Here is a 26,201-nt window from a genome sequence, read left to right as displayed (position 1 = left end):
GCAGTGGGGGCCTCTCAGGGTCGGTGGGGGCGGTCGGGGTGGCGCGGTGTTCAGAGCGCTTCGGAGTTGCGGTCCATCAGCTCGAACAGTTCCTCGTCGGTGGCGGTCTCCAGGTCGAGTTCCTCGTCCAGGCCGAGGAGTCCGCTGTCGCGGTCGTCCCAGCGGTCCACCAGGGCCCGCAGCCGGGTGAGGAGTTCGTCCCGGTCGTCGGTGCCGGTGCCGGTGCTTGCGGAGGCGAGTGCCTGCTCCAGGGCGGCGAGCGAGGCGTTGGCGCTGGGCGGCTCGGATCCGGCTTCCCCGGAGGGGAGTTCGGCCAGCAGGTAGTCGGCGATGGCGACCGGGGTCGGGTGGTCGAAGACCAGCGTGACGGGCAGGTCGAGGCCGGAGGCGGCGCCGATCCGGTTGCGGAGTTCCACGGCGGTGAGCGAGCTGAGCCCGAGGTCGCGGAAGGCCCGGTCGGGGAGGACGCCGGAGCTGTCGGCGTGGCCCAGGACCACCGCGACCTCGGCGCGGACCAGCTCCAGCAGGGCGGCCGCGCGCTCCTCCGCGCCGAGGGCGGCGAGCCGCCGCTGCCAGGCCGCTCCGGTGTCGGCGGCCGGTGCCGCAGCGGTCACCGACGCGGCGTCGACGGTCGTGTTGGAGACCACGGCGTCCAGCCAGTACCGACGGCGCTGGAACGCGTAGCTGGGCAGCTTGACCTGATGCACCGTCAACTCGCTGAAGGCGGGCGACCAGTCGACCCGGATGCCGCGTACATGCACCTCGGCGGCGGAGGTGAGGAAGCGCCGCAGATCACCCGCGCCGCGCCGGAGCGAACCCGCCACCACACTGCCGCGCGCCGCACCCGCGGACTCCAGCGTCTCCTGGATCGGGACGGTCAGCACCGGGTGCGGGCTGATCTCGATGAAGGCGACGTGCCCCTGGGCGGCCAGGGCACGGACGCCCTCCTCGAAGCGCACCGTCCGGCGCAGGTTGGTCACCCAGTACTCGGCGTCCAGCCCGGCCGTGTCGATCCAGTCGCCGGTGACGGTGGACAGCATCGGGACGCGGCCGGTGCGCGGCCGGACCGGCGCCAGCGACTCCAGGAGCTCCTCCCGCAGATCGTCGACCTGGGCCGAGTGCGAGGCGTAGTCGACCTGGATCGTCCGGGCACGCACGTCCTGCTGCTGGTAGTCGGCGACGAGATCGGCCAGGGCGTCCGGCTCCCCGGACACCACCACCGAGGAGGGGCCGTTGACGACCGCGATCGACAACCGGCCCTCCGTGCGGGCGATGCGCTGCTCGACCTCGGCGGCGGGCAGCGGGACCGAGGCCATGCCGCCGCGCCCGGACAGGGCCAGGATGGCGCGGCTGCGCAGGGCGACCACCCGGGCGGCGTCGTCCAGGCTGAGCGCCCCGGCCACGCAGGCAGCGGCGATCTCCCCCTGGCTGTGGCCGATCACCGCGTCCGGGCGGACCCCGTACGAGGTCCACAGCTCGGCCAGGGACACCATCACCGCCCACAGCGCGGGCTGGACGACGTCCACCCGGTCCAGGCCGGGGGCGCCGTCGACGCCGCGCAGCACGTCCAGGAGCGACCAGTCGGTGTGGGGTGCGAGCGCCCGCGCGCACTCCTCGATCCTGGCCGCGAACACCGGCGCGGTGTCCAGCAGGCCCATGGCCATCTCCGGCCACTGCGATCCCTGGCCGGGGAAGACGAAGGCCGTCCTGCCGTCGAGGTCCGCGACCCCGGTGACCAGCCCGGGGGCCGGGTCGTCCGCCGCCAGTGCGCGCAGTCCGCCGGTGGCCTCCGCGACATCCGGGGCGGCCACGACCACGGCGCGCTGCTCCAGCGCGGCGCGGGTGACCAGCAGGGAGTGCGCGGCGTCCACCGGTCGGGGAGCGTCGGCGGCGGCAAGGTGGTCGGCCAGCTTGGCGGCCTGGCCGCGCAACGCCTCCGGGCTGCGGGCGGACAGCACCCACGGCAGCAGCGGGGCAGTGCCGTCCAGGTCAGGGCTTGCCTTGAAGGGCTTCGGCTGCGGTTCGGGGGCCTGTTCGATGACGACGTGGGCGTTGGTGCCGCTGACGCCGAACGAGGACACCCCGGCCCGGCGCGGTTCGCCGGTCTCCGGCCAGTCCCGGGCCTGCGTCAAGAGCCGCACCCCGCCGTCCTGCCAGTCCACGTACGGCGAGGGCTCGTCCACGTGCAGGGTCTGCGGCAGCACGCCGTGACGGATCGCCTGCACCATCTTGATGACGCCCACCGCGCCCGCCGCCGCCTGGGTGTGGCCGACGTTGGACTTGAGCGAGCCCAGCCACAACGGCCGCTCGGGGTCGCGGTCCTGGCCGTAGGTGGCGATCAGCGCCTGCGCCTCGATCGGGTCGCCGAGCGTGGTGCCGGTGCCGTGTCCCTCGACCGCGTCCACTTGGGCGGGTGTGAGCCCGGCGTTGCCGAGGGCCTGCCGGATGACCCGCTGCTGGGAGGGTCCGCTGGGCGCGGTGAGACCGTTGGACGCGCCGTCCTGGTTGACGGCGGTCCCCCGGACCACGGCCAGCACCTCATGGCCCAAACGGCGGGCGTCCGACAGCCGTTCGACCAGCAGCAGCCCCACGCCCTCGCCCCAGCCGGTGCCGTCCGCCGCCCCTGCGTACGCCTTGCAGCGGCCGTCGGCGGAGAGCGCGCGCTGGCGGCTGAACTCGACGAAGGTCGTCGGCGTGGACATCACCGCGACGCCCCCGGCCAGGGCCAGATCGCACTCGCCGGAGCGCAGCGACTGCGCCGCCAGGTGCAGCGCCACCAGCGACGAGGAGCACGCCGTGTCCACGGTCACCGCCGGGCCCTCGAAGCCGAACGAGTACGAGATCCGGCCGGAGGCGACGCTGCCCGCGCTGCCGTTGCCCAGCCAGCCCTCCAGCTCCGCCGGGATCTCCCGCACCCGGGGCGCGTAGTCGTGGTACATCACCCCGGCGAACACCCCGGTGCGGCTGCCGCGCAGGGTTCCGGGGTCGATCCCGGCGCTCTCCAGCGCCTCCCAGGTGGTTTCCAGCAGCAGCCGCTGCTGCGGGTCGGTGGCCAGGGCCTCGCGCGGGGAGATGCCGAAGAACGCGGCGTCGAAGTCGGCCGGACGCTCCAGGAAGCCCCCGTGCCGGGTGTAGGAGGTGCCCGGACGGTCCGGGTCCTCGCTGTAGAGCGCCTCCAGGTCCCAGCCTCGGTCGTCCGGGAACTCCGAGATGGCGTCCCCGCCGCCGGCCACCAGCTGCCACAGCTCGTCGGGGGTGGCGACCCCGCCGGGCAGCCGGCAGGCCATGCCGACGATGACGATCGGATCCTCGGCGGGAGGCGCGGCGGGCTGCCCGGCAGCCGGCGTGGGCGTGGTCTGCGCCGACGAACCGGTCCAGGCGTCGGCGAGCAGGGTACGCAGGTGCTCGGCGAGGGCGCCCGGCGTGGGGTGGTCGAACACCAGGGTGGCGGACAGCCGCAGCCCGGTGGCCGCGTTCAGCCGGTTGCGCAGCTCGACGGCGGTCAGCGAGTCCACGCCCAGGGCGGTGAACGCCCGCTGGACGCCGACCGATCCGGCATCGGAGCCGAGCACGGTGCCGACCTCCGACCGGACCAGTTGCAGCAGTGCGGCATCCCGCTCGGCGTCGTCGGCCAGCGCGGCGAGCCGCTGACCGAGCGATGCCCCGGTGCTCGTGCCGCCGCCGCTGCGCGCCGTCCTGCGGGCCGGGCGGACCAGGCCGCGCAGCAGCGGCGCGACGGGGCCGCCCGCCGCCGTGAGCGCGGCGGTGTCCATCGGCGAGGGCACCAGCAGCGGGTGCCCGGGCAGCGACAGCGCCGCGTCGAACAGCTGCGCGCCTTCGTCACTGGTCAGCGGCCTGATACCGAGGCGGACCAGCCGGGCCAGGTCGGTCCGGCTGAGGTGCTCGGTGATACCGCTGGGCTGCTCCCACTGGCCCCAGGCCAGGGACTGCCCGGGCAGCCCGGAGGCCCGGCGGTGCGCGGCGAGAGCGTCCAGGAAGGTATTGGCGGCCGCATAGGAGGCCTGCCCGGGGGAACCCAGCACCCCGGCGACCGAGGAGTACAGCACGAAGGCGGCCAGATCGGTCTGCTCGCGGGTGAGTTGGTGCAGGTTCCAGGCGCCGTCGGCCTTGGCCCGCAGTACCGTCTCCAGCCGCTCCGGGGTCAACGCGCCGATCACACCGTCGTCCACCACACCGGCTGTGTGCACCACGGCCGTCAGCGGACGATCAGCCGGAATCCCCGCCAACACCCCCGCCAGAGCCTCACGGTCGGCGGCGTCCACCGCCGCAACCTCCACCTCGGCGCCCAAGGCCGACAACTCCGCGAGCAACTCCCCGGCGCCCGGAGCCTCCAGACCGCGCCGCGACACCAGCAGCAACCGGCGCACCCCACGCGCCGCCACCAGATGCCGCGCCAACAGACCGCCCAACACCCCGGTACCACCGGTGATCACCACTGTCCCCTGCGGATTCCACGCAGGCTCACCCTGGTCGGTCGCGGGCTGGGGCTGGCGAGCGCGGGCCAGGCGGGGCACGGAGGCCCGTCCTGCGCGCAGCGCCAGTTGGCTCTCCTCGGCGTCGAGCGCCGCCTGTATCGCCGCGCCGAGCGCCTCGGCGGATTCGTCGCTGCCGTCGACATCGACCAGGAGGAGGCGGTCCGGGTTCTCGGACTGCGCGGACCGCAGCAGGCCCCACACCGGGGCCGACACCGGGTCGGGGGCGGCACCTGCAGCGGTCGCCACCGCGTTCCTGGTCACCAGCACCAGCCGGGACGCCTGCCGGCGCTCGTCGGCCAGCCACTGCTGAACCAGCGTCAGGGTGTCGGCCAGCACGGCGCGCACCCGGGAGGGCACGTCGGCATCGCCGGGGCGCGGATCGGACGCCATGCCGACCGCCACCCACGGGGGCAGCGGAACCGCGTCGTCCAGGTCCGGCAGAGCGGGGTGGACGGTCGTCGGCTGCGACACCTGGCCTGCGGCCAGGGGCAGTTCGGTCCAGTCGACTGTGAACAGGGAGTCCGGCTGCGGCGAGGGGACGAGGTCGAGCCGGTCGGCGGTCACCGGGCGAGTCGCCAGCGACTCCACGGACACCACGGGCGCGCCGGTGGTGTCGTCCGCCCTCAGCGCGAAGGCGTGCGGGCCGGTCGCGGTCACCTGGACGCGCAGCTCGGCGGCCCCGGCGGCGTGCAGGGCAACTCCCCGGTAGGCGAAGGGCAGTCGCGCCCCTTCGCCCGCAGCCCCATGCAGGCCGGGCAGTTGCAGTGCCGCGTCGAGCAGCGCCGGGTGGATGCCGAAGCGGGCCGCCTGCTCGCGCGGGGCCTCCGGCAGCGCAGCCTCGGCGTAGTACGTGTCGCCGTCACGCCAGACCGAGCGCAACCCCCGGAACGCGGGGCCGTACTCCAGCCCGGCTGCCGAGAGGGCGGTGTACACCGACTCGATCTCGACCAGCTGTGCACCGGTCGGCGGCCAGGGCCCGGAGAGCGGCTGCGCCGGTGGCGGCGGTGCGGAGGAGAGGGTGCCGGACGCGTGCCGGAGCCACGGGCCCTCGGCCCGCCGGGAGTGGATGGTGACGCTCCTGGCCCCGGTTGCGTCGGCTTCGCCCACGGCGACCTGGAGTTGCACGCTGCCCTGCTCGGGCAGCAACAGCGGCGCTTCCACCACCAATTCGTCCAGGGTTGCGGCACCGGCCTCGTCACCGGCTCTGACGGCCAGTTCGACCAGGGCGGCTCCGGGCAGCAGTACCGAGCCGAGGGCGGCATGGTCGGCCAGCCAGGGGTGGGTGCGCCGGGACAGACTGCCGGTGAGCAGGAAGGTATCGGCGTCCGGGCGGGTGACCGATGCGCTGAGCAGCGGGTGATCGATGGCGCCCAGGCCCAAACCGGAGGCGTCGTGGGCGCGTCGGGCGGGCTCCAGCCAGTAACGGCGCCGCTGGAACGGATACGTCGGCAACTCCACCCGGCGCGCGCCCGAACCGGCGAACAACACCGGCCAGTCCACCCGATGACCCTGCACATGCACCCGGCCCAACGCCGACACCGCCGTCAACGCCTCACCACGACCCCGCCGCAACACCGGAACCGCCACCGCATCACCCACCACACCCCGCACCAGACCCGACAACGTCCCATCCGGCCCCAACTCCACAAACGTGGACACCCCCGCACCCACCAACTCCCCCACCACATCAGCGAAACGCACCGCCTCCCGCACATGCCGCACCCAGTAGCCGGGACTCGTCACCTCCTCCACCGACGCCAACCGACCCGATATCCCCGACACCAGCGGAATGCCGGGAGCGGCGAAGGTCAGCGAGGACACGACCTGGTCGAACTCCGCCAACATCGCGTCCATGTGCGGCGAGTGGAACGCATGACTCACCCGCAACCGACGCACCCGCCGACCCCGACCGGCGAACTCCTCCGCAACCGCCGACACCACCACCTCATCACCCGACACCACCACCGACACCGGACCGTTCACCGCCGCAACCGACACCCCCTCCCGACCCGCCAGAACCTCAACAACCTCACCCTCCGACGCCTCCACCGACACCATCACCCCACCCGAGGGCAACCCCTGCATCAACCGCCCACGCGCCGCAACCAACACCACCGCATCACCCAACGACAACACCCCCGCCACATGAGCAGCCACCACCTCCCCCACCGAATGACCCGCCACGAAGTCCGGACGCACACCCCACGACTCCCACAACCGGAACAACGCAACCTCGAGAGCGAACAACGCCGGCTGCGTCACCCCCGTCTCGTCCAGGCCCGCGCCCGTCCACACCACCTCGGCCAGGGACACACCCTCCGACAGCCCGTCGAACTCGGCCGCCACCGCGTCGAACGCCTCGGCGAACACCGGATACGAAGCATACAACTCCCTTCCCATACCGGCCCGCTGACTGCCTTGGCCGGTGAACAGGAACGCCAGACCACCCGTGCCCGTGCCCGTGGACGAGCCGACGACGGTCTGCGGGGTCGCTTCGCCGCGTGCCAGGGCGCGCAGGCCCTGGCGGTCGCCGAGGATTACGGCCCGCTCCTCCAGCGAACCGCGGGTGGTGGCGAGGGCGTAGGCGGCGTCCAGGTCGGCGGGCGCAGCCTCGGCGTCGAGCAGGTCGGCGAGTTGTCCGGCCTGGGCCTGCAGGGCCTGCGGGGTGCGGGCGGAGAGCAGCCAGGGCAGCACGGCGGGGGGTGCCGTGGGTGCGTCGCTCTGCGGAGCTTCGGGGGCCTGTTCGATGATGACGTGGGCGTTGGTGCCGCTGACCCCGAAGGCCGACACCGCCGCCCGGCGCGGCCGGTCCAGCTGCGGCCATTCCTGAGCCTCCGTCAGCAGCTTTACGGCTCCCGCGTTCCAGTCCACGTACGGCGAGGGCTGGTCCACGTGCAGGGTGCGCGGCAGCACGCCGTGGCGGATCGCCTGGACCATCTTGATGACCCCGGCGACGCCGGCCGCCGCCTGGGTGTGGCCGATGTTGGATTTCACCGAGCCCAGCCACAACGGCCGTGTCTCGGGCCGGTTCTGGCCGTAGGTGGCGATCAGTGCCTGGGCCTCGATCGGGTCGCCGAGGGTGGTGCCGGTGCCGTGGGCTTCGACGGCGTCCACCTGGTCGGCGGCGATCCCGGCTGCGGCGAGGGCCTGCCGGATCACCCGCTGCTGGGACGGCCCGCTCGGGGCGGTGAGGCCGTTGGAGGCGCCGTCCTGGTTGACCGCGCTGCCGCGCACCACGGCCAACACCTCGTGCCCCAACCGCCGGGCATCCGACAACCGCTCCACCAGCAGCAGCCCCACTCCCTCGGCCCAACCGGTACCGTCGGCCGCCGCTGCGAACGCCTTGCAGCGCCCGTCCGGCGACATGGCGCGCTGGCGGCTGAACTCGATGAAGGTCGTGGGCGTGGACATCACCAGCACACCCCCGGCGACGGCGAGGTCGCTCTCGCCGGAGCGCAGCGACTGCGCCGCCAGGTGCAGCGCCACCAGCGACGACGAGCACGCCGTGTCCACCGTCACCGCCGGACCCTCGAACCCGAAGGTGTAGGAGATCCGCCCCGAGGCGACACTGCCCGCGGTGCCGATCCCGAGGTAGGCCTCCAACTCGTCCGGCACCTGCTGGGCACTGCTCGCGTAGTCGCGGCCGGAGGTTCCGGCGAAGACGCCGGTGCGGCTGCCGCGCAGGGTGTCCGGGTCGATCCCGGCGCGTTCCAGGACCTCCCAGGTGGTCTCCAGCAGCAGCCGCTGCTGCGGGTCCACGGCGAGGGCCTCGCGCGGGGAGATGCCGAAGAACTCGGCGTCGAAGTCGGCGACGGCGTCCAGGAATCCGCCGTGCCGGGCGTAGGAGGTGCCGGGGCGGTCGGGGTCGGGGCTGTAGAGGCGCTCCAGATCCCAGCCGCGGTCGTCGGGGAACTCGGTGAGGGCGTCCACGCCGTCGGTGACCAGCCGCCAGAGGTCCTCCGGGGAGGCGACCTGCCCGGGGAAGCGGCAGGCCATGCCGACGATGGCGATGGGCTCGTCGTTGCCGACGGTCGCGGGCGCGGCCTGCGGTGCGGTGTCCCCGTCGGCGCCCCACAGCTCCTCGGCGAGCCAGTCGGCCAGGGCGGCCGGGGTGGGGTGGTCGAAGACGACGGTTGCGGGCAGGCGGCGTCCGGTGGCCGCGCCCAGCCGGTTGCGGAACTCGACGGCGGTGAGCGAGTCGAAGCCCTGGTTGCGGAACGCCTTGGCCGGGTCGATCGCCTCGGCCGAGCCGTGCCGCTGGACCAGGGCGGCCTGGGCGCGGACGACGCCGAGCAGGGCCCGGCGGCGCTCGGCGGCGGGCAGCCTGGCCAGGCGCGCCCCCAGATCCCCGGGCCGGACGTCGGCGACGGGGTCGGCGGCGTCCGGGCGGCGGGCGGCGGCGCGGACGGCGGGGAGTTCGGCGGCCAGCGGGTGCACCCGGCCGTGGAAGAAGGCGGCCCAGTCGACGTCGGCGACGACCAGGTGGCTGTCCCCGTGGTCGAGGATCTGGCCGAGCACCGCGACGGCGGGCTCGGCGGGCAGCGAGGCCAGCCCGTGGCGTCGCAGCTGCTCCTCGGCGCCGGAGGCGGCGATGCCGGCCCCGGCCCAGTGGCCCCAGGCGACGGCGGTGGCGGGCAGTCCGGCAGCCCGGCGGTGCGCGGCGAGCGCGTCCAGGTAGGCATTGCCGGGGGCGTAGTTGGCATGGCCGGGGATGCCGCAGATCCCGGCGACGGAGGAGAACAGCACGAAGGCCGACAGGTCGAGCCCGGCGGTCAGCTCGTGCAGGTGCCGGGCGGCCTGGACCTTGGCCCGCAGCGCCAGGTCGAGGTGCGCGGGGGTGAGGGCCGGGATCAGGGCGTCGTGGAGGACGGCGGCGGTGTGCACGACGGCGGTGAGCGGCTGCTCGGCGGGGATGGCGGCGAGGACGGCCTCGATCTCGCCGCGTTCGGAGACGTCGGCGGCGGCGAAGCCGACCCGGGCGCCGAGCGCCTCCAGTTCGGCGGCCAGCTCGGCCGCGCCGGGGGCGTCCTGGCCGCGACGGCTGACCAGCAGCAGGTGCTCGGCGCCGCGCCGGGCCAGCCAGCGGGCGACATGGCCGCCGAGCGCGCCGGTGCCGCCGGTGATCAGGGTAGTGCCCCGGGGGGTCCACGGCTGCGGGCCGTCGGCCGCGAGCGGGGCGGGGGCCGGCGCGGGGGTGAGCCGACGGGCGAACGCGCCGGACGCCCGCAGTGCGATCTCCGCCTCGCGCTCCGGGGAGCGGTCGGCGAGCAGTCCGGCCAGTTGCTGCCAGGTCCGGGCGTCCGGCTGCTGCGGGAGGTCCACCAGTCCGCCCCACTGGGCCGGGCTCTCGACGGCGAGGATGGCGCCGAAGCCCCACACCAGGGCCTGTCCGGGGTCGGTCACCCGGTCCCCGTCGGCGGTGCTGACCGCGCCGCTGGTCAGGAACCAGAGCGGGATCGGCGCGCCGGTCGCCTCCAGTGCCTGGGCCAGGGCGACGTTGGCGGCGTAGGACCAGGGCAGGGCCGGGTGGTCGGGGTGGCTGCCGGAGCCGAGGGCGAGCAGCGAGACCACTCCCGCCGGTGCGGGCCCGGCCACGGCGGCGAGCTGCTCGCCGAGGGCGGCGCGGTCGGCGGCCCCGGGGGCGACCTCGACCAGGACGACGCGGGCGCCGTGGGCGGTCAGGGCGCGGCTGAGGGCGTCGATCCGGTCGCGGTCGGGGTGGGCCTCGGGGACGGCCAGCAGCCAGTCCCCGGTGAGCCGTTCGGCGGCGGGGACGGGAACGGGACGCCACTGGATCCGGTGGCGCCAGGCGTCGGCGGCGGCGGCGCCGAGCTGCCGGTCCCTCCAGGAGGCGAGCGCGGGCAGCAGCGGGTCCAGCTGGGCGCCGTCGACGCCGATGGCCTCGCCCAGGCGGGCGGGGTCGCCTTCGGCGACCAGGTTCCAGAAGGGGTCGTCGGCGGGCGCGGCGGGGCCGCCTGCGGCGGGGAGCAGCTCCGGCGAGCGGGTGGCGTCCAGCCAGTAGCGCTGCCGCTGGAAGGCGTAGGTGGGCAGGTCGACCCGGCGGGGGGCGGGGTCGCCGAAGGCCGGGGACCAGTCCACCTGCACGCCCCGGACGTGGAGTTCCGCCAGCGAGGTGAGCCAGCGCTCCCGGCCGCCGTCGCCGCGTCTGAGCGAGCCGACCACCGCGGTCTGGACGGCGTCCGCCGCCGCGAGGGTGTCCTCGACCGCGCCGGTGAGCACCGGGTGCGGACTGACCTCGATGAAGACGGTGTGGCCGTCGGCGGCCAGGGCGCGCACGGCCTCCTCGAAGCGGACGGTGCGGCGCAGGTTGGCGAACCAGTAGTCGGCGTCCATGCCCGCCGTGTCCTGCCAGTCGGCGGTGACGGTGGACAGCAGCGGCAGGCTGCCGGTGCGCGGCCGGACGTCGCCGAGCAGCGTGGTGAGTTCGCCGCGCAGCGCGTCGGTCTGGGCGGAGTGCGAGGCGTAGTCGATGGCGACCGGGCGGGCCCGGACGCCGTCGGCGGCGTAGCCCTCGGCGAGTTCGGCCAGGGCCTGGAGGTCGCCGGAGACCACGGTCGACGCCGGGCCGTTGACCACGCCGATGGACAGTCGCTCGCCCCAGGCGGAGATCCGGGCGGTCACCTCGGCGACCGGCCGGGCGACGGCGAGCAGGCCGCCGCGTCCGGACAGGGTGGCCAGGGCGCGGGCGCGCAGCGCGACAATGCGGGCGGCGTCGTCCAGGGTGAGGCCGCCTGCGACGTACGCGGCGGCGACCTCACCCTGGCTGTGGCCGACGACGGCGTCGGGGCGGACCCCGTACGAGGTCCACAGTTCGGCCAGGGCGACCATGACGGCCCACAGCGAGGGTTGGACGACGTCCACCCGGTCCGGGTCGGGGGTGCCCTCGGCGCCGCGCAGGACGTCCAGCAGCGACCAGTCGGTGTAACGGGCCAGCGCCTGGGCGCACTCCTGCAGTGTGGCGGCGAACACCGGTTCGGTGGCGAGGAGTTCGGTGGCCATGCCGATCCACTGGGAGCCCTGGCCGGGGAAGACGAACACGGTCTTGCCGGTGGTGTCGGCGGTGCCGCGCACCAGCCCGGGGAACTCCTCGCCGCGGGCGAGCGCGGCGATGCCGCCCCGGTCGCCGACGACGACGGCCCGCTCCTCCAGAGCCGCTCGGGTGGTGGCCAACGAGTAGGCTGCGTCCGGTAGTTCGGGGGCGGTGTCGCTGTCCAGGCGCTGTGCGAGCCGTCCGGCCTGGGCCTGCAGGGCCTGCGGGGTGCGGGCGGAGAGCAGCCAGGGCAGCACGGCGGGGGGTGCCGTGGGGGCGTCGTCCTGCGGGGTTGCGGGGGCCTGTTCGATGATGACGTGGGCGTTGGTGCCGCTGACGCCGAACGCCGACACCGCTGCCCGGCGCGGCCGGTCCAGCTGCGGCCATTCCTGAGCCTCCGTCAGCAGCCGTACGCCGCCGTCGGACCAGTCCACGTACGGCGAGGGCTGGTCCACGTGCAGGGTGCGCGGCAGCACGCCGTGGCGGATCGCCTGGACCATCTTGATGACCCCGGCGACGCCCGCCGCCGCCTGGGTGTGGCCGATGTTGGACTTGAGCGAGCCCAGCCACAACGGCCTTTCCTCGGGCCGGTTCTGGCCGTAGGTGGCGATCAGCGCCTGGGCCTCGATCGGGTCGCCGAGCCGGGTGCCGGTGCCGTGGGCCTCGACGACGTCCACGTCGGCGGTGCCCAGGCCGGCGGAGTCCAGGGCCTGCCGGATGACCCGCTGCTGGGAGGGGCCGTTGGGGGCGGTCAGCTGGCTGCTGCGGCCGTCCTGGTTGACGGCGGAGCCGCGCAGCACGGCCAGCACCCGGTGTCCGAGGCGCTGGGCGTCGGAGAGCTTCTCCAGCACCAGCACCCCGGCGCCCTCGCCCCACGCGGTGCCGTCGGCGGCCCCGGCGAAGGGCTTGCAGCGGCCGTCGGGGGCCAGGCCGCGCTGGCGGCTGAACTCGATGAACATGCCGGGGGCGGCCAGCACGGTGGCGCCTCCGGCCAGGGCCAGATCGCACTCGCCGGAGCGCAGCGACTGCGCCGCCAGGTGCAGCGCCACCAGCGACGAGGAGCAGGCAGTGTCCACGGTCACCGCCGGGCCCTCCAGGCCCAGGGTGTAGGCGATCCGGCCGGAGGCGACGCTGGTGGTGGTGCCGGTCAGGACGTAGCCGTCGGTCTTCTCGGCGGGCAGGTGGTGCAGGCTCGGCCCGTACTCCTGGGCGATGACGCCGGCGAACACCCCGGTGCTGGTGCCGCGTAGCCGGGTGGGGTCGATGGCGGCGTGCTCCAGCGCCTCCCACGCGGTCTCCAGCAGCAGTCGTTGCTGCGGGTCGGCGGCCAGGGCCTCGCGTGGGGAGATGCCGAAGAATCCGGCGTCGAACTCGCCTGCGCCGTAGAGGAATCCGCCCTCGCGGGCGTAGCTGCTGCCGGGGTGGTCGGGGTCGGGGTCGTAGAGGTGGTCCAGGTCCCAGCCGCGGTCGGCGGGGAAGGGGCCGATCACGTCGCGTTCCTCGGTGACCAGCCGCCACAGCTCGTCGGGGGTGCCGGTGTCGCCGGGGTAGCGGCAGGCCATCCCGACGATGGCGATCGGCTCGTCGTCGTGGGTCCGCGCCGCCGCCTGGGCCTCGGCCTCACGCAGGCGGCCGCGAGTCTCGTGCAGCTCGGTGGCGACCCGGTTGAGGTAGTCGCGGAGCTTCGCCTCGTTCGTCGTCATCGGTGATCGGCCTCTCTCAGGAAATTCCGAGCTCGTTGTGCAGGAAGTCGAAGATCTCGTCGTCGCCGACGTCGGCGATGCGGTCCGCGAGGTCGTCCACCGGCCCGGGGACGGGTACAGGTGCGGGCGCGGGCGCGGGTACGGCGGGCGGTTCCGGGGCCAGGCAGGCGCGCAGATGGGCGGCCAGGGCCAGCGGGGTGGGATGGTCGAAGACCGCGGTGCTGGGCAGGCGCAGCCCGGTCGCGGTGTTGATCCGGTTGCGCAGTTCGATGGCGCTCAGGGAGTCGAACTCGGCGTCCATGAAGCCGATGTCGGGCCGGATGGCCTCGGGTCCGGGGTGGCCGAGCACGGCCGCGGCGTTGTCGCGCACCAGGGCGAGCAGCAGCCGCTCCTGCTCGGCGGGGCGCTTCCCGTCGAGTCGGCGCCGCAGCTCCGCCGCGTCGTCCACGGCGGGGACGGCGGTTGCCGGGCGCGGCCGGGGGCGGGCCAGGCCGCGCAGCACCGGGGACAGCTCCCCGGGGGGCCTGCCGCCGGTGTCCAGGGCGGCGGTGGCCAGCAGGGCGTACGGGGTGCCGAGGGCGGCGTCGAAGAGTCCGAGGGCGAGATCGGTGGGCATGGGGGCGAGGCCGGTCCGGGCCAGGCGCTCGGACTCGGTGCGGCTCAACCGGGCGGCCAGGCCCCCGGCTTCGGCCCAGTGCCCCCAGGCGAGCGAGGCGGCGGGCAGCCCGCGGATCCGGCGGTGCTGGGCGAGGGCGTCCAGATAGGCGTTGGCGGCAGCGTAGTTGGCCTGGCCGGGGTTGCCGAGCAGGCCGACGGCGGAGGAGAACAGGACGAACGCGGCCAGGTCCAGGTGCTCGGTGGCGCGGTGCAGGTTCCACGCGCCCTCGGCCTTGGGCCGCAGGACGTCCCGCAGCCGGTCGGGGGTGAGCGAGGTCAGCAGCGTGTCATCGAGGACCCCGGCGGCGTGGACGACGGCGGTGAGCGGGTGCGCGGACGGGACGCCGGCCAGCAGCGCGGCGAGCGCCTCGGCGTCGGCGGCGTCGCAGGCCGCCACCGTGGTCTGCGCACCCAGGGCGGCGAGTTCGGCGATGAGCTCCTCCGCGCCTGGCGCTGAATACCCCTGACGACTCGTCAGCAGCAGTCGGCTGACGCCGTGGTGGGTGACCAGGCGGCGGGCGACCAGGCGTCCCAGCGCGCCGGTGCCGCCGGTGACCAGCACCGTCCCCTCGGGTCGCAGCCCGGCGGGCAGGGTGAGCGCGAGCTTGCCGGTGTGCCGGGCCTGGCTGAGGCCGCGCAGGGCGTGCTCGGCCTGCCGGACGTCCTGGGCCTGCACCGGCAGCGGGGTGAGCGCGCCGGTGGCGAACAACTCGGCCAGCCGGGACAGGATTTCGGCGATCCGCTCGGGGTCGACGTCGAAGAGGTCGAAGGCCTGGTAGGAGGCGCCGTTGTGGTCGCGGGCCACGGCCTGCGGGTCGCGCGGGTCGGTCTTGCCCATCTCCACGAAGCGGCCCCGGGGCGCGAGCAGCCGCAGTGAGGCGTCGGTGAACTCCCGGGCCAGGGAGTTGAGCACCACGTCCACTCCGCGCCCGCCGGTCGCCTCCCGGAAGGCGTCCTCGAAGCCCAGGGTGCGGCTGTCGGCGATACGGCGGTCGTCCAGGCCCTGGCCGCGCAGGGTGGCCCACTTGCCCGGGCTGGCCGTGCCGAACACCTCCGCGCCGCCGTGGCGGGCGAGTTGTACCGCTGCCTGACCGACGCCACCGGTGGCGGCGTGCACCAGCAGCGACTCGCCCGGCCGCAGCCCGGCCAGGTCGTACAGGCCGTGGTAGGCGGTCAGGAAGGCGACCGGGACGCTCGCCGCCTGGGCGAAGCTCCAGCCCTCGGGGACGCGGGTCAGCAGCCGCCGATCGGTGACGGCGACCGGCCCGAGCGTGCCCTGGACCAGCCCCATCACCCGGTCCCCGGCCGCCAGGCCGGTGACCCCGGGGCCGGTCTCCAGGACGATCCCCGCGCCCTCCGCGCCGATGCTGGCCCCGCCCGGGTACATGCCCAGGGCGATCAGCACGTCCCGGAAGTTCAACCCGGCGGCACGCAGCGCGATCCGGACCTCGTCCGGGCCCAACTCCCTTTCCGCGCCGGGCGCGGGGAGCAGCTCGACGCTGTCGATGCTGCCGGGGGTGCGGGTGTCCAGCCGCCACGGGCCCGCCTCCGGCGGCGCTGCCAGGGTGTCCGCGGCCCGCACCCGGACCAGTCGGGGCACCAGCACCTCCTCACCGCGCACCGCGAGCTGCGGTTCGTCGGCGGCGACAGCGGCGGCAACGGCGGCGGGCAGGGCGTCCGGCGTCCCGGGGGCGTCGTCCAGGTCGAGCAGCAGCAGCCGGCCGGGGTGTTCGGCCTGGGCCGTGCGGACCAGGCCCCACACGGTGGCGGCGGCGGGCTCGGGGACGTCCTCGCCGGGGTGGACGGCCACCGCACGGCGGGTGGCCAGTGCCAGCCGGTGCGGGGTGTCGGCCGCCTGCTCCTCGGCCAGCCAGCTCTGGATGGCCGCCAGCGCGGCGGAGGCGTCCGGCACCACGGCCACGACCGTCCGGGCGGGGGCGGCGGGGAGGTCGCCGGGGCGGTCGACGACCGGAACCGGCTGGCCGGTGGCCCGGGCCAGCGCGACGCGCAGCAGGTCGCCCCGGGCGTCGGGGGCGGTGTCGGTGCCGGTTACGTTTGCGGTTCCGCTGAGGACGGCCCAGGCGGTGGGGGCGGTGGCGGCCTGCCGTGGCAGGGGCTGCCAGTCGAGCCGGTAGGCGGCCTCCGCGCCGGAGTCGGCGACGGTGCGCAGGGTGAGCGAACCGACTGTGGCCACCGGGGCGCCGGAGTCGTCGGCCAGGTCCAGCGCAACGGCGTCCGGTCCGGTCGGCCGGATGCGCACCCGCAGCGCCGAGGCTCCGTGCCGGTGCAGGGTCACGCCGTTCCAGGCGAAGGGCACGCGGGGACGGGCCGGGTGTTCGCCGGTGCCCGACGGCAGCAGGCCGACCACCGCGTGCAGGGCGGCATCGGACAGCGCCGGGTTCAGTCGGTAGCCGGACGCGTCGGCAACCGCCGCCGGGCCCGGCCCGACCTCGGCGTACAGCTCCTCGCCCAGCCGCCAGGCGGCGGTGAGGCCACGGAACGCCGGGCCGTAGGCGTAGCCGAGGTCGGCGAGCCGCTCGTAGAGGTCGGCGACGTCCACGGGCTCGGCGCCGGTCGGCGGCCACACCCCGGCGTCGGGCAGCCCGGCGGCATTCAGGGCGGGCGCGGTGCCGCTGTCGGGGACGGCGAGGGTGTCGGGGGCGGCGAGGGCGCCGGTGGCGTGCCGGGTCCACTCCCCCGGGCCGGAGCCCGCAGGGCCGGGCTCGGGGCGCGCGTGCACCCGCAACGGCCTGCGCCCGCCGGCGTCGGCGGCGCCCACGGAGACCTGGAGCTGCACCGCCCCGGTCGCGCCGAGCAGCAGCGGTGCCTCCAGGTCCAGTTCGGCGACGCCCGGCGCGCCGGTGCGCCGGGCGGCGTCCACGGCCAGTTCCAGCAGGGCGGTGCCCGGCAGCAGCACCCGGCCACCGACCGCATGGTCGGCCAGCCAGGGGTGGGTCCGCAGCGACAGCCGCCCGGTGAGCAACCACCCTGCGTCCTCGGGCAGTTCGAGGGCGGCGCCGAGCAGCGGGTGTCCGGCCTCGCCCAGGCCGGCTGCGGCGGGCGCGGCCGTGGCGGGCTGGTCCAGCCAGTGCCGGGTGCGGTGGAAGGGGTAGGTGGGCAGCGGAATCCGCCGGGCCTGCCGTCCGGCGAAGGCAGCGGACCAGTCCACCGGCGTGCCGTGGACGTGCAGCTGCGCCAGGGCCTCGGTCAGGGTGCGGGTCTCGTCCCGCTCGGGGCGCAGCGCGGCGACCACGGCGCGCGGCGTCGGCCCGGCGTCGGCGTCGGCGTCCGCGTCCGCGTCCGCGTCCGCGTCGAAGTCGGAGTCGGAGTCGGGCAGGGCGTCCTCGACCAGGGCGGTCAGCACCGGGCTCGGGCCCAGCTCTAGGAAGCCGGTGACGCCCAAGCCGTCCAGGGTGCGTACGCCGTCGTGGAAGCGCACTGCCTCGCGGATGTGCCGGACCCAGTAGTCCGGATCGCGCAGTTGCTCGGCGGTGGCGGGCAGGCCGGTGAGGTTGGAGACCACCGGGATGCGCGGTTCGCCGAAGCGCAGCCCGGCGGCGATCCGGCGGAAGTCGTCCAGCACCGCGTCCATGTGCGGCGAGTGGAAGGCGTGGCTGACCGTCAGCAGCTTGCTGCGGCGGCCGCGCGAGCGCCAACTGTCGGCCAGCCGCCGCACCTCGTCGGCGTCGCCGGAGATGACGACGGATGTCGGCCCGTTGACGGCCGCGATGCCCACCCGGGCCTCGCGTCCGGCGAGCAGCGGCAGCAGTTCGGCCTCGGTGGCCTGCAGGGCGGCCATAGCGCCGCCCGCAGGCAGGGCCTGCATCAGCCGTCCGCGTGCGGCGACCAGGGCCACCGCGTCGGGCAGCGAGAGCACCCCGGCCAGGTGGGCGGCGGTCAGCTCGCCCACGGAGTGGCCGATGAGGTGGTCGGCCCGCACGCCGTACGACTCCACCAGCCGGTACAGCGCGAGCTGCAGGGTGAACAGGGCGGGCTGGGTGTAGCCGGTGGCGTCCAGCAGCGCGGCCCGCTCGGTGCCGGGCTCGGCGAACATCACCTCCCTGAGCGGGACGTCCAGGTGGGCGTCGAACAGCTCGGCGGCGGCGTCCAGCGCCCGGGCGAAGACCGAGTGGGCGGCGTACAGCGCGCGGCCCGCGCCCGGGCGCTGGCTGCCCTGACCGGAGAGCAGGACGGCGGTGCGGACGCCCGACCGGGCGCTGCCGGTGTGCAGGCCGGGTGCGGTCCGCCCGGCCGCGAGGGCGCGCAGCTGGGCCTCCTGCTCGGCCGGGTCGCTGCCGGTCAGTACGGCGCGGTGGTCGAAGCGGGCCCGGGTGGCGGCCAGCGAGTGGCCGAGATCGGCGGCGGACGGCCGGGGGTCGGCGGCCAGCCGGGTCAGCAGCCGCTCCGCCTGCGCGCGCAGCTGCTCGGGGTCGCGGGCGGACAGCACCCAGGGCAGCGGGGCCGTCGGCTCCGGCCCGGCGGCGGGGGCGGCGTCCTCGGGGGCCGTCGCGGGTGCTTCGAGGATCAGATGGGCGTTGGTGCCGCTGATGCCGAAGGAGGAGACCCCGGCCCGGCGCGGGCGCTCGACAAGGGGCCGGTCGCGGTCGCCCTCGCCGGTCCGGGGCTGCGGCCAGGGGGTGGCCTGCGGCAGCAGCGCCACCGTCCCGGCCGACCAGTCGACGTGCGGCGTGGGGCGGTCCAGGTGCAGGGTGGCGGGCAGTTCGCCGTGCTGCATGGACTGGACCATGGCGATGACCCCGGTCACCCCGGCAGCTGCCTGGGTGTGGCCGATGCTGGACTTGAGCGAGCCCAGCAGCAGCGGCCGGTCCGCAGGGCGGTCCTGGCCGTAGACGGCGATCAGGGCCTGCGCCTCGATCGGGTCGCCCAGGGCGGTGCCGGTGCCGTGGGCCTCGACGGCGTCCACGTCGGCCGGGCAGAGTCCGGCGTTGCGCAGGGCCTGCCGGATCACCCGCTCCTGCGAGGGGCCGTTGGGGGCGGTCAACCCGTTGGAGGCGCCGTCCTGGTTCACCGCCGAGCCACGGACCAGGGCCAGCACCGGGTGACCGTTGCGGCGGGCGTCCGAGAGCCGTTCCAGCAGCAGCAGGCCCACGCCCTCGGCCCAGGCGGTGCCGTCCGCAGCGGCGGCGAAGGGCTTGCAGCGGCCGTCGGCGGCCAGCCCGTGCTGACGGCTGAACTCGGTGAACATGCCCGGCCCGGACATCACCGCCGCCCCACCGGCGAGCGCCAGATCGCTCTCGCCCTGCCGCAGCGACTGCGCGGCCAGGTGCAGCGCCACCAGCGAGGAGGAGCAGGCGGTGTCCACGCTGATGGCCGGGCCCTCGAGGCCGAGGACGTAGGCCAGCCGCCCGGAGGCCACGCTGGTGAGGCTGCCGGTGAGGGCGTGGCCCTGGTAGCCCTCCGGGGTCTGGTGCAGCCGGGGGCCGTAGTCCTGCGGGGTGACGCCGACGAAGACCCCGGTGCGGCTGCCGCGCAGGGAGGCCGGGAGGATGCCGGCGCGCTCGCACAGCTCCCAGGAGGACTCCAGCAGCAGCCGCTGCTGCGGGTCCATCGCCGCCGACTCGCGCGGGCTCAGGCCGAAGAAGGCGCCGTCGAAGCGGTCGGCGTCGTAGAGGAAGCCGCCCTGCCGGGTGTAGGAGGTGCCAGGGCGCAGCCCGTTCGGGTCGTAGAGGGCGTCCAGGTCCCAGCCCCGGTTGTCGGGGAAGTCGCCGATGGCGTCGCGGCCGGAGCGGAGCAGTTCCCAGAGCGCTTCGGGGGTGTCCGCGCCGCCGGGCCAGCGTCCGCTCATGGCGACGACGGCGATCGGGTCGTCGTCGTGGGCGGGCGCTGTCGCCGGGGCGGCGGTGTCGGACGAGGGACGGCCGCCGGTGGCGAGGTCGCGCAGGTGGTCGGCGACGGCGCGGGGGGTGGGGCGGTCGTAGACCAGGGTGGTGGACAGCGGCAGGCCGGTGGCGCTGCCCAGCCGGTCGCGGAACTCGACGGCGGAGACGGAGTCGAAGCCGAGGTCGCGGAAGGTCCGGTCCGGGTCGACAGCCTCGGCGGAGGGCTGGCCCAGCACGATGGCGGCGCTGGTCAGCACGGTGTGCAGCAGCGCGGTTCCATGCTCGGCGGCGGCCTCGACGGCGGCGGTTCCGGCGTCCGTCTCGACGGCGGCGGGTGCGACGGGTACGGGCTGGGTGCGGCCCTGGGAGGCGTCGAACCACAGCCGTCGCCGCTGGAAGGCGTAGGTCGGTAGTTCCGCCCGGCGGGTGCGCGGGCCGTGGAAGGCGGCCCAGTCCACCGCCCCGCCCTGGACGTGGAAGCCGGCCAGCGCGGTGTGGAACTGCCGCAGACCGCCGTGGTCGCGGCGCAGGGTGCCGGTGACGGCCGCCGCGCCGTCCAGGATCTGGCCGAGGCCCACGGTCAGCACTGCGTGCGGGCTGCTCTCGACGTATGCGCGGTGCCCGTCGGCGTGGGCGGCGCGCACGGCCCGGTCGAACTCGACGGTCTGCCGCAGGTTGCGGTACCAGTAGCCGGGGTCCAGCGCGGTGGTGTCCACCAGCCCGCCGGTGACGGTCGAGTAGAAGGCGATCCGGGCAGGTCGGGGGGTGATCCCGGCGAGGATCTCCGGCAGGCTCTCGCGCAGCGGCTCGACCTGCGGGGAGTGCGAGGCGTAGTCGACCGGGACCACGCGGGCCCGGATGCCCTCGTCGGTGCAGGAGGCGACCAGGGCGTCGACGGCCGCGCGGTCACCGGACACCACCGTCGCCGAGGGGCCGTTGACGGCGGCGATGCTCAACTCGTCGCCCAGAGCTGCGATCCTGCCCCGGACCTCGGCTTCGGGCAGCGGCACCGACGCCATCCCGCCGGTGCCGGAGCCGCCGAGCCCGGCGATGGCCCGGGAGCGCAGGGCGACCACGGCGGCGGCGTCCTCCAGGCTGAGCGCACCGGAGACGTAGGCGGCTGCGACCTCGCCCTGGGAGTGGCCGATGACGGCGTCGGGGCGGACGCCTGCCGCCTGCCAGAGCGCGGCCAGCGAGACCATGACCGCCCACAGCGCGGGCTGCACCACGTCGACCCGGTCCAGGCCAGGGGCACCGGGCCGACCGAGCAGTACATCGGTCAGGGACCAGTCGGTGTGCGGCGCCAGCGCGGCAGCGCAGGCGTGGACGCTGTCGGCGAAGGCGGACGCGGTCCGGCTGTCGGAGGCTGCGGCCAGCAACTCCCGTGCCATGGAATCCCATTGGCTGCCCTGCCCGGGGAAGACGAACACGGTGCGTCCGCCGCCGTGCGCGGTGCCCCGAATCAGCTCGGTCGATTGCTGATCCTGCGTCAGAACGTGAAGTTCAGCGACGAACTGGGCGAGGTCGGTGCCGAGCAACACGGCCCGGTGCTCGAAGGCGGTCCGGTCGGTGGCCAGGGAGCGTGCCAACTCGACCGGGTTCGGGGCGTCCTGATCCGTGAGGTGCTCCAACAGCCGTGCGGCCTGGGCGCGCAGGGCCTGCGGGCTGCGGGCGGAGAGCGGCCACAGGGTCGGCGGCTCCGCCGACGGCGCCGCCCCGGACGGGATCCCGGCATCGGTATCGGCTGCGGCCTCGGCTGCGGTCCGGGTTGCAGTTTCGGCCTCGGCGACCAGGACGTGGGCGTTGGTGCCGCCCACGCCGAAGGAGCTGACGCCCGCGACCAGCCGCCGTTCCGGGTGCGGCCACGGTCCGGATCGGGTGCGCACCCGCAGCGCCAGCCGGTCGAAGTCGATCTCCGGGTTGGGTTCGGCGAAGTTGAGGCTGGCGGGCAGCCTGCGGTGGTGGACGCTCAGTACGACCTTGAGCAGCCCGACGATTCCGGAGGCGCCCTCCAGGTGCCCCACATTGGTCTTGGCGGAGCCGACCAGCAGCACGTCGCCGTCGGGCCGTCCGGCGCCCAGGGCGGCTCCCAGCGCGGCCGCCTCGATCGGGTCGCCGACCCGGGTGCCCGTGCCGTGCAGTTCCACGTACTGCACCTGTCGGGGGTCCAGACCGGCCCGTTCCACGGCCGCGCGTACCACCCGGGTCTGCGCCTGCGCGCTGGGGACGGTCAGCCCCTCGGTCGCGCCGTCGCTGTTGACGGCGCTGCCCAGCAGCACCGCCCGCACCGGGTCGCCGTCGGCGAGTGCCCGGGCCAGCGGCTTGAGCACCAGCAGCACCGCGCCCTCGCCCCGGACGTAGCCGTTGGCGCGGGCGTCGAAGGTGAAGCAGCGGTCGTCGGGCGAGAGCGCGCCGAACCGGTCCACGGTCCGCGTGCTGTCGGCGGCGAGATTGAGGTTGACCCCGGCGGCCAGGGCCAGTTCGGACTCGCCGCTGCGCAGGCTCTCCAGCGCCAGGTGCACGGCGACCAGCGAGGAGGACTGGGCCGAGTCCACGGTCAGGCTGGGCCCGCGCAGGTCGAAGGCGTAGGAGAGGCGGTTGGCGAGAACGCCCCGGTTGAGGCCGGTCAGGCTGTGCCGGGTGACGGCGTCCGGCGCGTGCCGGTGGACGAGCGTGGCGTAGTCGCCCGCGATGGAGCCGACGAAGACGCCGGTGCGGCTCGCGCCCAGCTGTGCGGGCAGGGTTCCGGCGTGTTCCAGTGCCTCCCAGGCGAGTTCCAGCAGCAGGCGCTGCTGGGGGTCGGCGGCGGCGGCCTCCGCGGGCGAGATGCCGAAGAACTCCGGGTCGAAGCCGTCCACCTGCTCCAGGTAGCCGCCGGGGCGGACCCCGGCGCCGTCGGGGAAGCGCCCGCTCGGGGGCTCCCCGACGGCGTGGGCGCCGTCGTCCAGCAGCCGCCAGAACGCCTCGGCGGTGGCCGCGCCGGGCAGTCGGCAGGCGTACCCGATGACCGCGACCGCCTCCGTGGCACGGTTGGCGGGCACGGGCGGCACAGACGACGTCGAACTCTCCTGACGGGCCATCGCGGGCTTCCACTCCTGAGAAAGATCACCTTGTGGGTCACAAGTCTTCTCAGCGGCCCTGCCTGGGCTAACCCGTACGCCACCCCTACGCACCCCCTACGGGGTGGGGTGGTTCAGCCTGCCAACTCCCGGCTCCCGTCCAGCGAGAAGCGCAGGTCGACCCGGCGGCGCACGCCGAGTTTGCGGTAGACCCGGGTGAGGTGCTGCTCCACGGTGCTGACGGTGATGTAGAGCTTCCTGGCGATCTCGCGGTTGGTCAGCCCGTGCACGGCCAGTTCCGCGACCCGGCGCTCGGCGTCGCTGAGCTGGGTCGGGTCGCCGTCCGCAGGCGTCGGCACGGCGGCGGGGGGTGGTACGACGACTGCCGGGCGCGGCGCCGCTTCGAACGGCAGCAGCCGGGAGGAGAGCGTCCGGGCCCGGCGTTCGGTGAGCCGGGCCCGGCCCGGATCGCCCTCGGCCCGGTGCGCCCGGCCCAACTCGGCCAGCACTGCGGACGCCTGGGCCTGGTCACCGGCGGCCTCCAGCGCCTCCAGTGCCTGCTCCAGCAGGGCGGCCCGGTCGTCGGCGGCACCGGCCGCCGCCCGGATCCACAGCGCCATGCCGCGTACCCGGGCGTGCCCGGACGGGCCGAGGTCGGCGAGCTGGCGGTCGGCCAGTGCCTGCGCGGCCTGGTGGCGGCCGAGCGCCAGTTGGGCGCGGGCCGCGCCCAACCGCCAGGGCACGATCCCGGGCAGGTGCCCCAGCTCCCAGCGGTTCATCGTCTCGCCGCAGGCCAGGAACTCCGCGAGGGCCTCCTCGGCGCGGCCCACCGCCAGCAGGTAGCTGCCGCGCGCATGGCGGTAGTGCAGTCCGGCCGGGGTGCGGAACATCTCCTCCGGCACGGGGACGGCCAGATAGCGTTCGGCGTCCTCGTACCGGCCCAGCGCGGTGCGGGCCGCGACCATGGTGGACAGCGGGAAGCCGACGGCCACACCCCAGTTCTCCGGGCGGATCCGGGCGAACGCGGCGCGGGCCGACTCCTCGGCGGTACGCAGGTCGCCCTGGCGCAGGGCGGTCTCCGCGAGCAGCGCGGAGAACAGCGCCTGCGCGGTCGGATTGCCGTGCGCGTCGGGACGTTGGGCGTGCGGGCCGCACCAGTGCCCGGCGCGGTCCGCCCGGTCGGCGTAGACCAGCACCATCAGCGCGGAGGTGAGCGACTCGACCGAGGTGCGGCCCAGTCGGGCGTCGCGCAGCACGCTCTCGGCCCGCAGCGCCGCCTCCTGCGGCGGTGTGCCGGCGAGGAGTTGCTCCAGGACGCGCAGGCCGTCGTCGGCGCCGGGCCGGGCGTCGGCCGACGTCTCGCGGGGGCCGGTCCGCGGGGCCTCCCGGGGCAGCAGTGAGGGGTACCAGCAGCGGAGCCAGGAGCGCAGCGCCGGGCCGTGGTCGGCCTCGTACCGCTCCAGCGCGGCCACGCCTTCGGCCACGCGGCCCTGCCAGAAGAGGTGGGTGACGGCCTTGAGCCGCTCGCGTCTGAGCTGCTCGGCCGGGTCGGCGTCGGGCGCGGGCGGGCGGGGCCCGGGCAGCGAGGGCACGCAGGTGATCACCACCGGCGCGCCGGGGGCGGACGCGAAGACCGGCTCGGACGCGAAAGCCAGCTCGGACGCGAAAGCCAGCTCGGACGCGAAGGCCAGCTCGGACGCGAAGACCGGTTCGGACGGGAGAACCGGCTCGGGGGCGAAGGCCGCCTCGGGCGCGCTGTCCGCCGCGGGCGCGCACTCCGCCGGTGCGGCCGGGGCGGTGACGGCCCAGGGGGCGCGGGCGTGGCCGCCGGCCGCGCGGTTCTGCTCCTCCACCCGCTCGGGCTCCGCTCCGGCCGCGTGCAGCAGCCGGGCGGCGCGCCGGTGCAGGGCGGCGAGCTCCTCGGGGTGCACGGCGGCGAGCAGGTCGCCCCCGGCGGTGGGGTGGCGGAAGCCGCCGTCGGCCATCAGCCCGGCGGCGTGCAGCAGGTAGAAGGCGCGGGAGAGCGACTCGGGGGCGAGCAGCAGCAGATCGGCCAGCAGTTCGGTCTCGGCCGGGCGGCCGAGCACGGCCACGCCGCGTGCGCAGCGCAGCGCCAGCGGGTCCATCCGGTGCAGGCAGTGCATCAGGGCGCGGCGGTAGCTCTCGCCGACGATGAGCGCCTGCCCGCTGCCGTCGGTCTCCTGATCGTCCATCAGGGCGTGTACCAGCAGCGGGTTCCCGCCGGTGAGGGCATGGGCCTCGGCGGCGTGGCGGCGGCCGGGGTGCGCGCCGAAGCGGTCGCTCAGCATGTCGGCGACCACGCCCGGCGGCAGTACCCGGAGCTTGACGCCCCGGTGGTGCGGCTGGCGGGCCAGCTCGACCTCGAAGAAGGGGTTCGGCGGGGTCATCGTCTCGCGCGAGCTGAGCAGGGTGAGCACCCGGGCGTTCCTGGTGCGGCGGACGAGGTAGAGCAGGAACTCCAGTGACTGCGCGTCGGCGTCCTGGCGGTCGTCGACGGCCAGCAGCAGCGGCGTACGCTCGGCGAGCCGCAGCAGGATGGTGCACAGGCCGTGCAGCGCCCGCGCCGAGGGCCGCAGCGCGGCGTCCGAGGAGGGCCGGGTGCGGGGATCGACCGGCACCACGTCCTCGAGCAGCATGGCGACTTCGGCCTGGTCGTCGGGGTCGAGGCCGGCGCTCTGGAAGAGTTGCCGGGCGACGCCGAGCGGGAAGTCCCGCTCCAGCGGGGAGCCGGTGGCGACCAGCACCCGTACGCCCCGGGTGGCGGCGAAGTCGGAGAAGGCGTGCAGCAGTTCGGTGCGGCCGCTGCCGACCGAACCGTTCAGGACGACGACCGCGCCCGCGCCGTCGAGGCAGCGGTCCAGGGCGCAGCCCAGTTGGGCGAATTCGAGGTCACGGCTGTAGGGGGCGAACTCGGCGGCGTCGGTGGCAAGGCGTGCGGGAGACGTGGACATCCGCTCTCCTGGAGCAGGGCAGGACCGGGAGGCGCGACACTGCGCTCCCCATCGTGCAGGGGCCGGAAACGGGGTGCATCGATGCATCGGCCGACGGGAACCGCGCGACGCGGACCGGGTCGTGATCCTCGGTCAGAACTGAACTGTCGTCAGCGTCGAGACGGCCGAAGGGTTTCAGCTACAGAGGCAGCTGGCGCGGCGGACCAGGTCGATGTCGAGCCTGGCCACCAGCATGAGCTGGACGGCATTGCTGCCGTGCACTCGCTGCATGACCGTCTCCCCATCCCCGCCGCGTCGGGGTCTCGGCACTCGTGACATGGCGCCCATGTCCTCCGGCTCGCCCGGTCGGCGCGGAATCGGGCCGCAGAGCCGTTTCCGGCCCGCCCGGGTGCGCCAACTGGCTTGCACTGCCCGGGTCGAGTC

At 75.4% G+C, this 26,201-nt stretch carries 3 protein-coding genes; all 3 read right to left on the bottom strand.

The features are described 5' to 3' along the window. Positions 1 to 50 precede the first annotated feature (50 nt). Positions 51 to 13,250, bottom strand: coding sequence for a type I polyketide synthase (locus GXW83_RS34110; protein ID WP_225447028.1), 13,200 nt, complete (start codon positions 13,248 to 13,250; stop codon positions 51 to 53). 16 nt (positions 13,251 to 13,266) lie between these two features. Next, a complete protein-coding gene (locus tag GXW83_RS16185) occupies positions 13,267 to 22,788 on the bottom strand; it encodes a type I polyketide synthase (RefSeq protein WP_255431301.1) in 9,522 nt (3,173 codons plus the stop codon). Positions 22,789 to 22,940: 152 nt separating this feature from the next. Further along, a complete protein-coding gene (locus tag GXW83_RS16180) occupies positions 22,941 to 25,778 on the bottom strand; it encodes a LuxR family transcriptional regulator (protein ID WP_182443763.1) in 2,838 nt (945 codons plus the stop codon). Between the last annotated feature and the right edge of the window lie 423 nt (positions 25,779 to 26,201).

Source organism: Streptacidiphilus sp. PB12-B1b, from assembly GCF_014084125.1.
GTDB lineage: Bacteria > Actinomycetota > Actinomycetes > Streptomycetales > Streptomycetaceae > Streptacidiphilus.
Note: the sequence above shows the minus strand (reverse complement) of the source record. Positions and strands in the feature narration are given on the sequence as shown.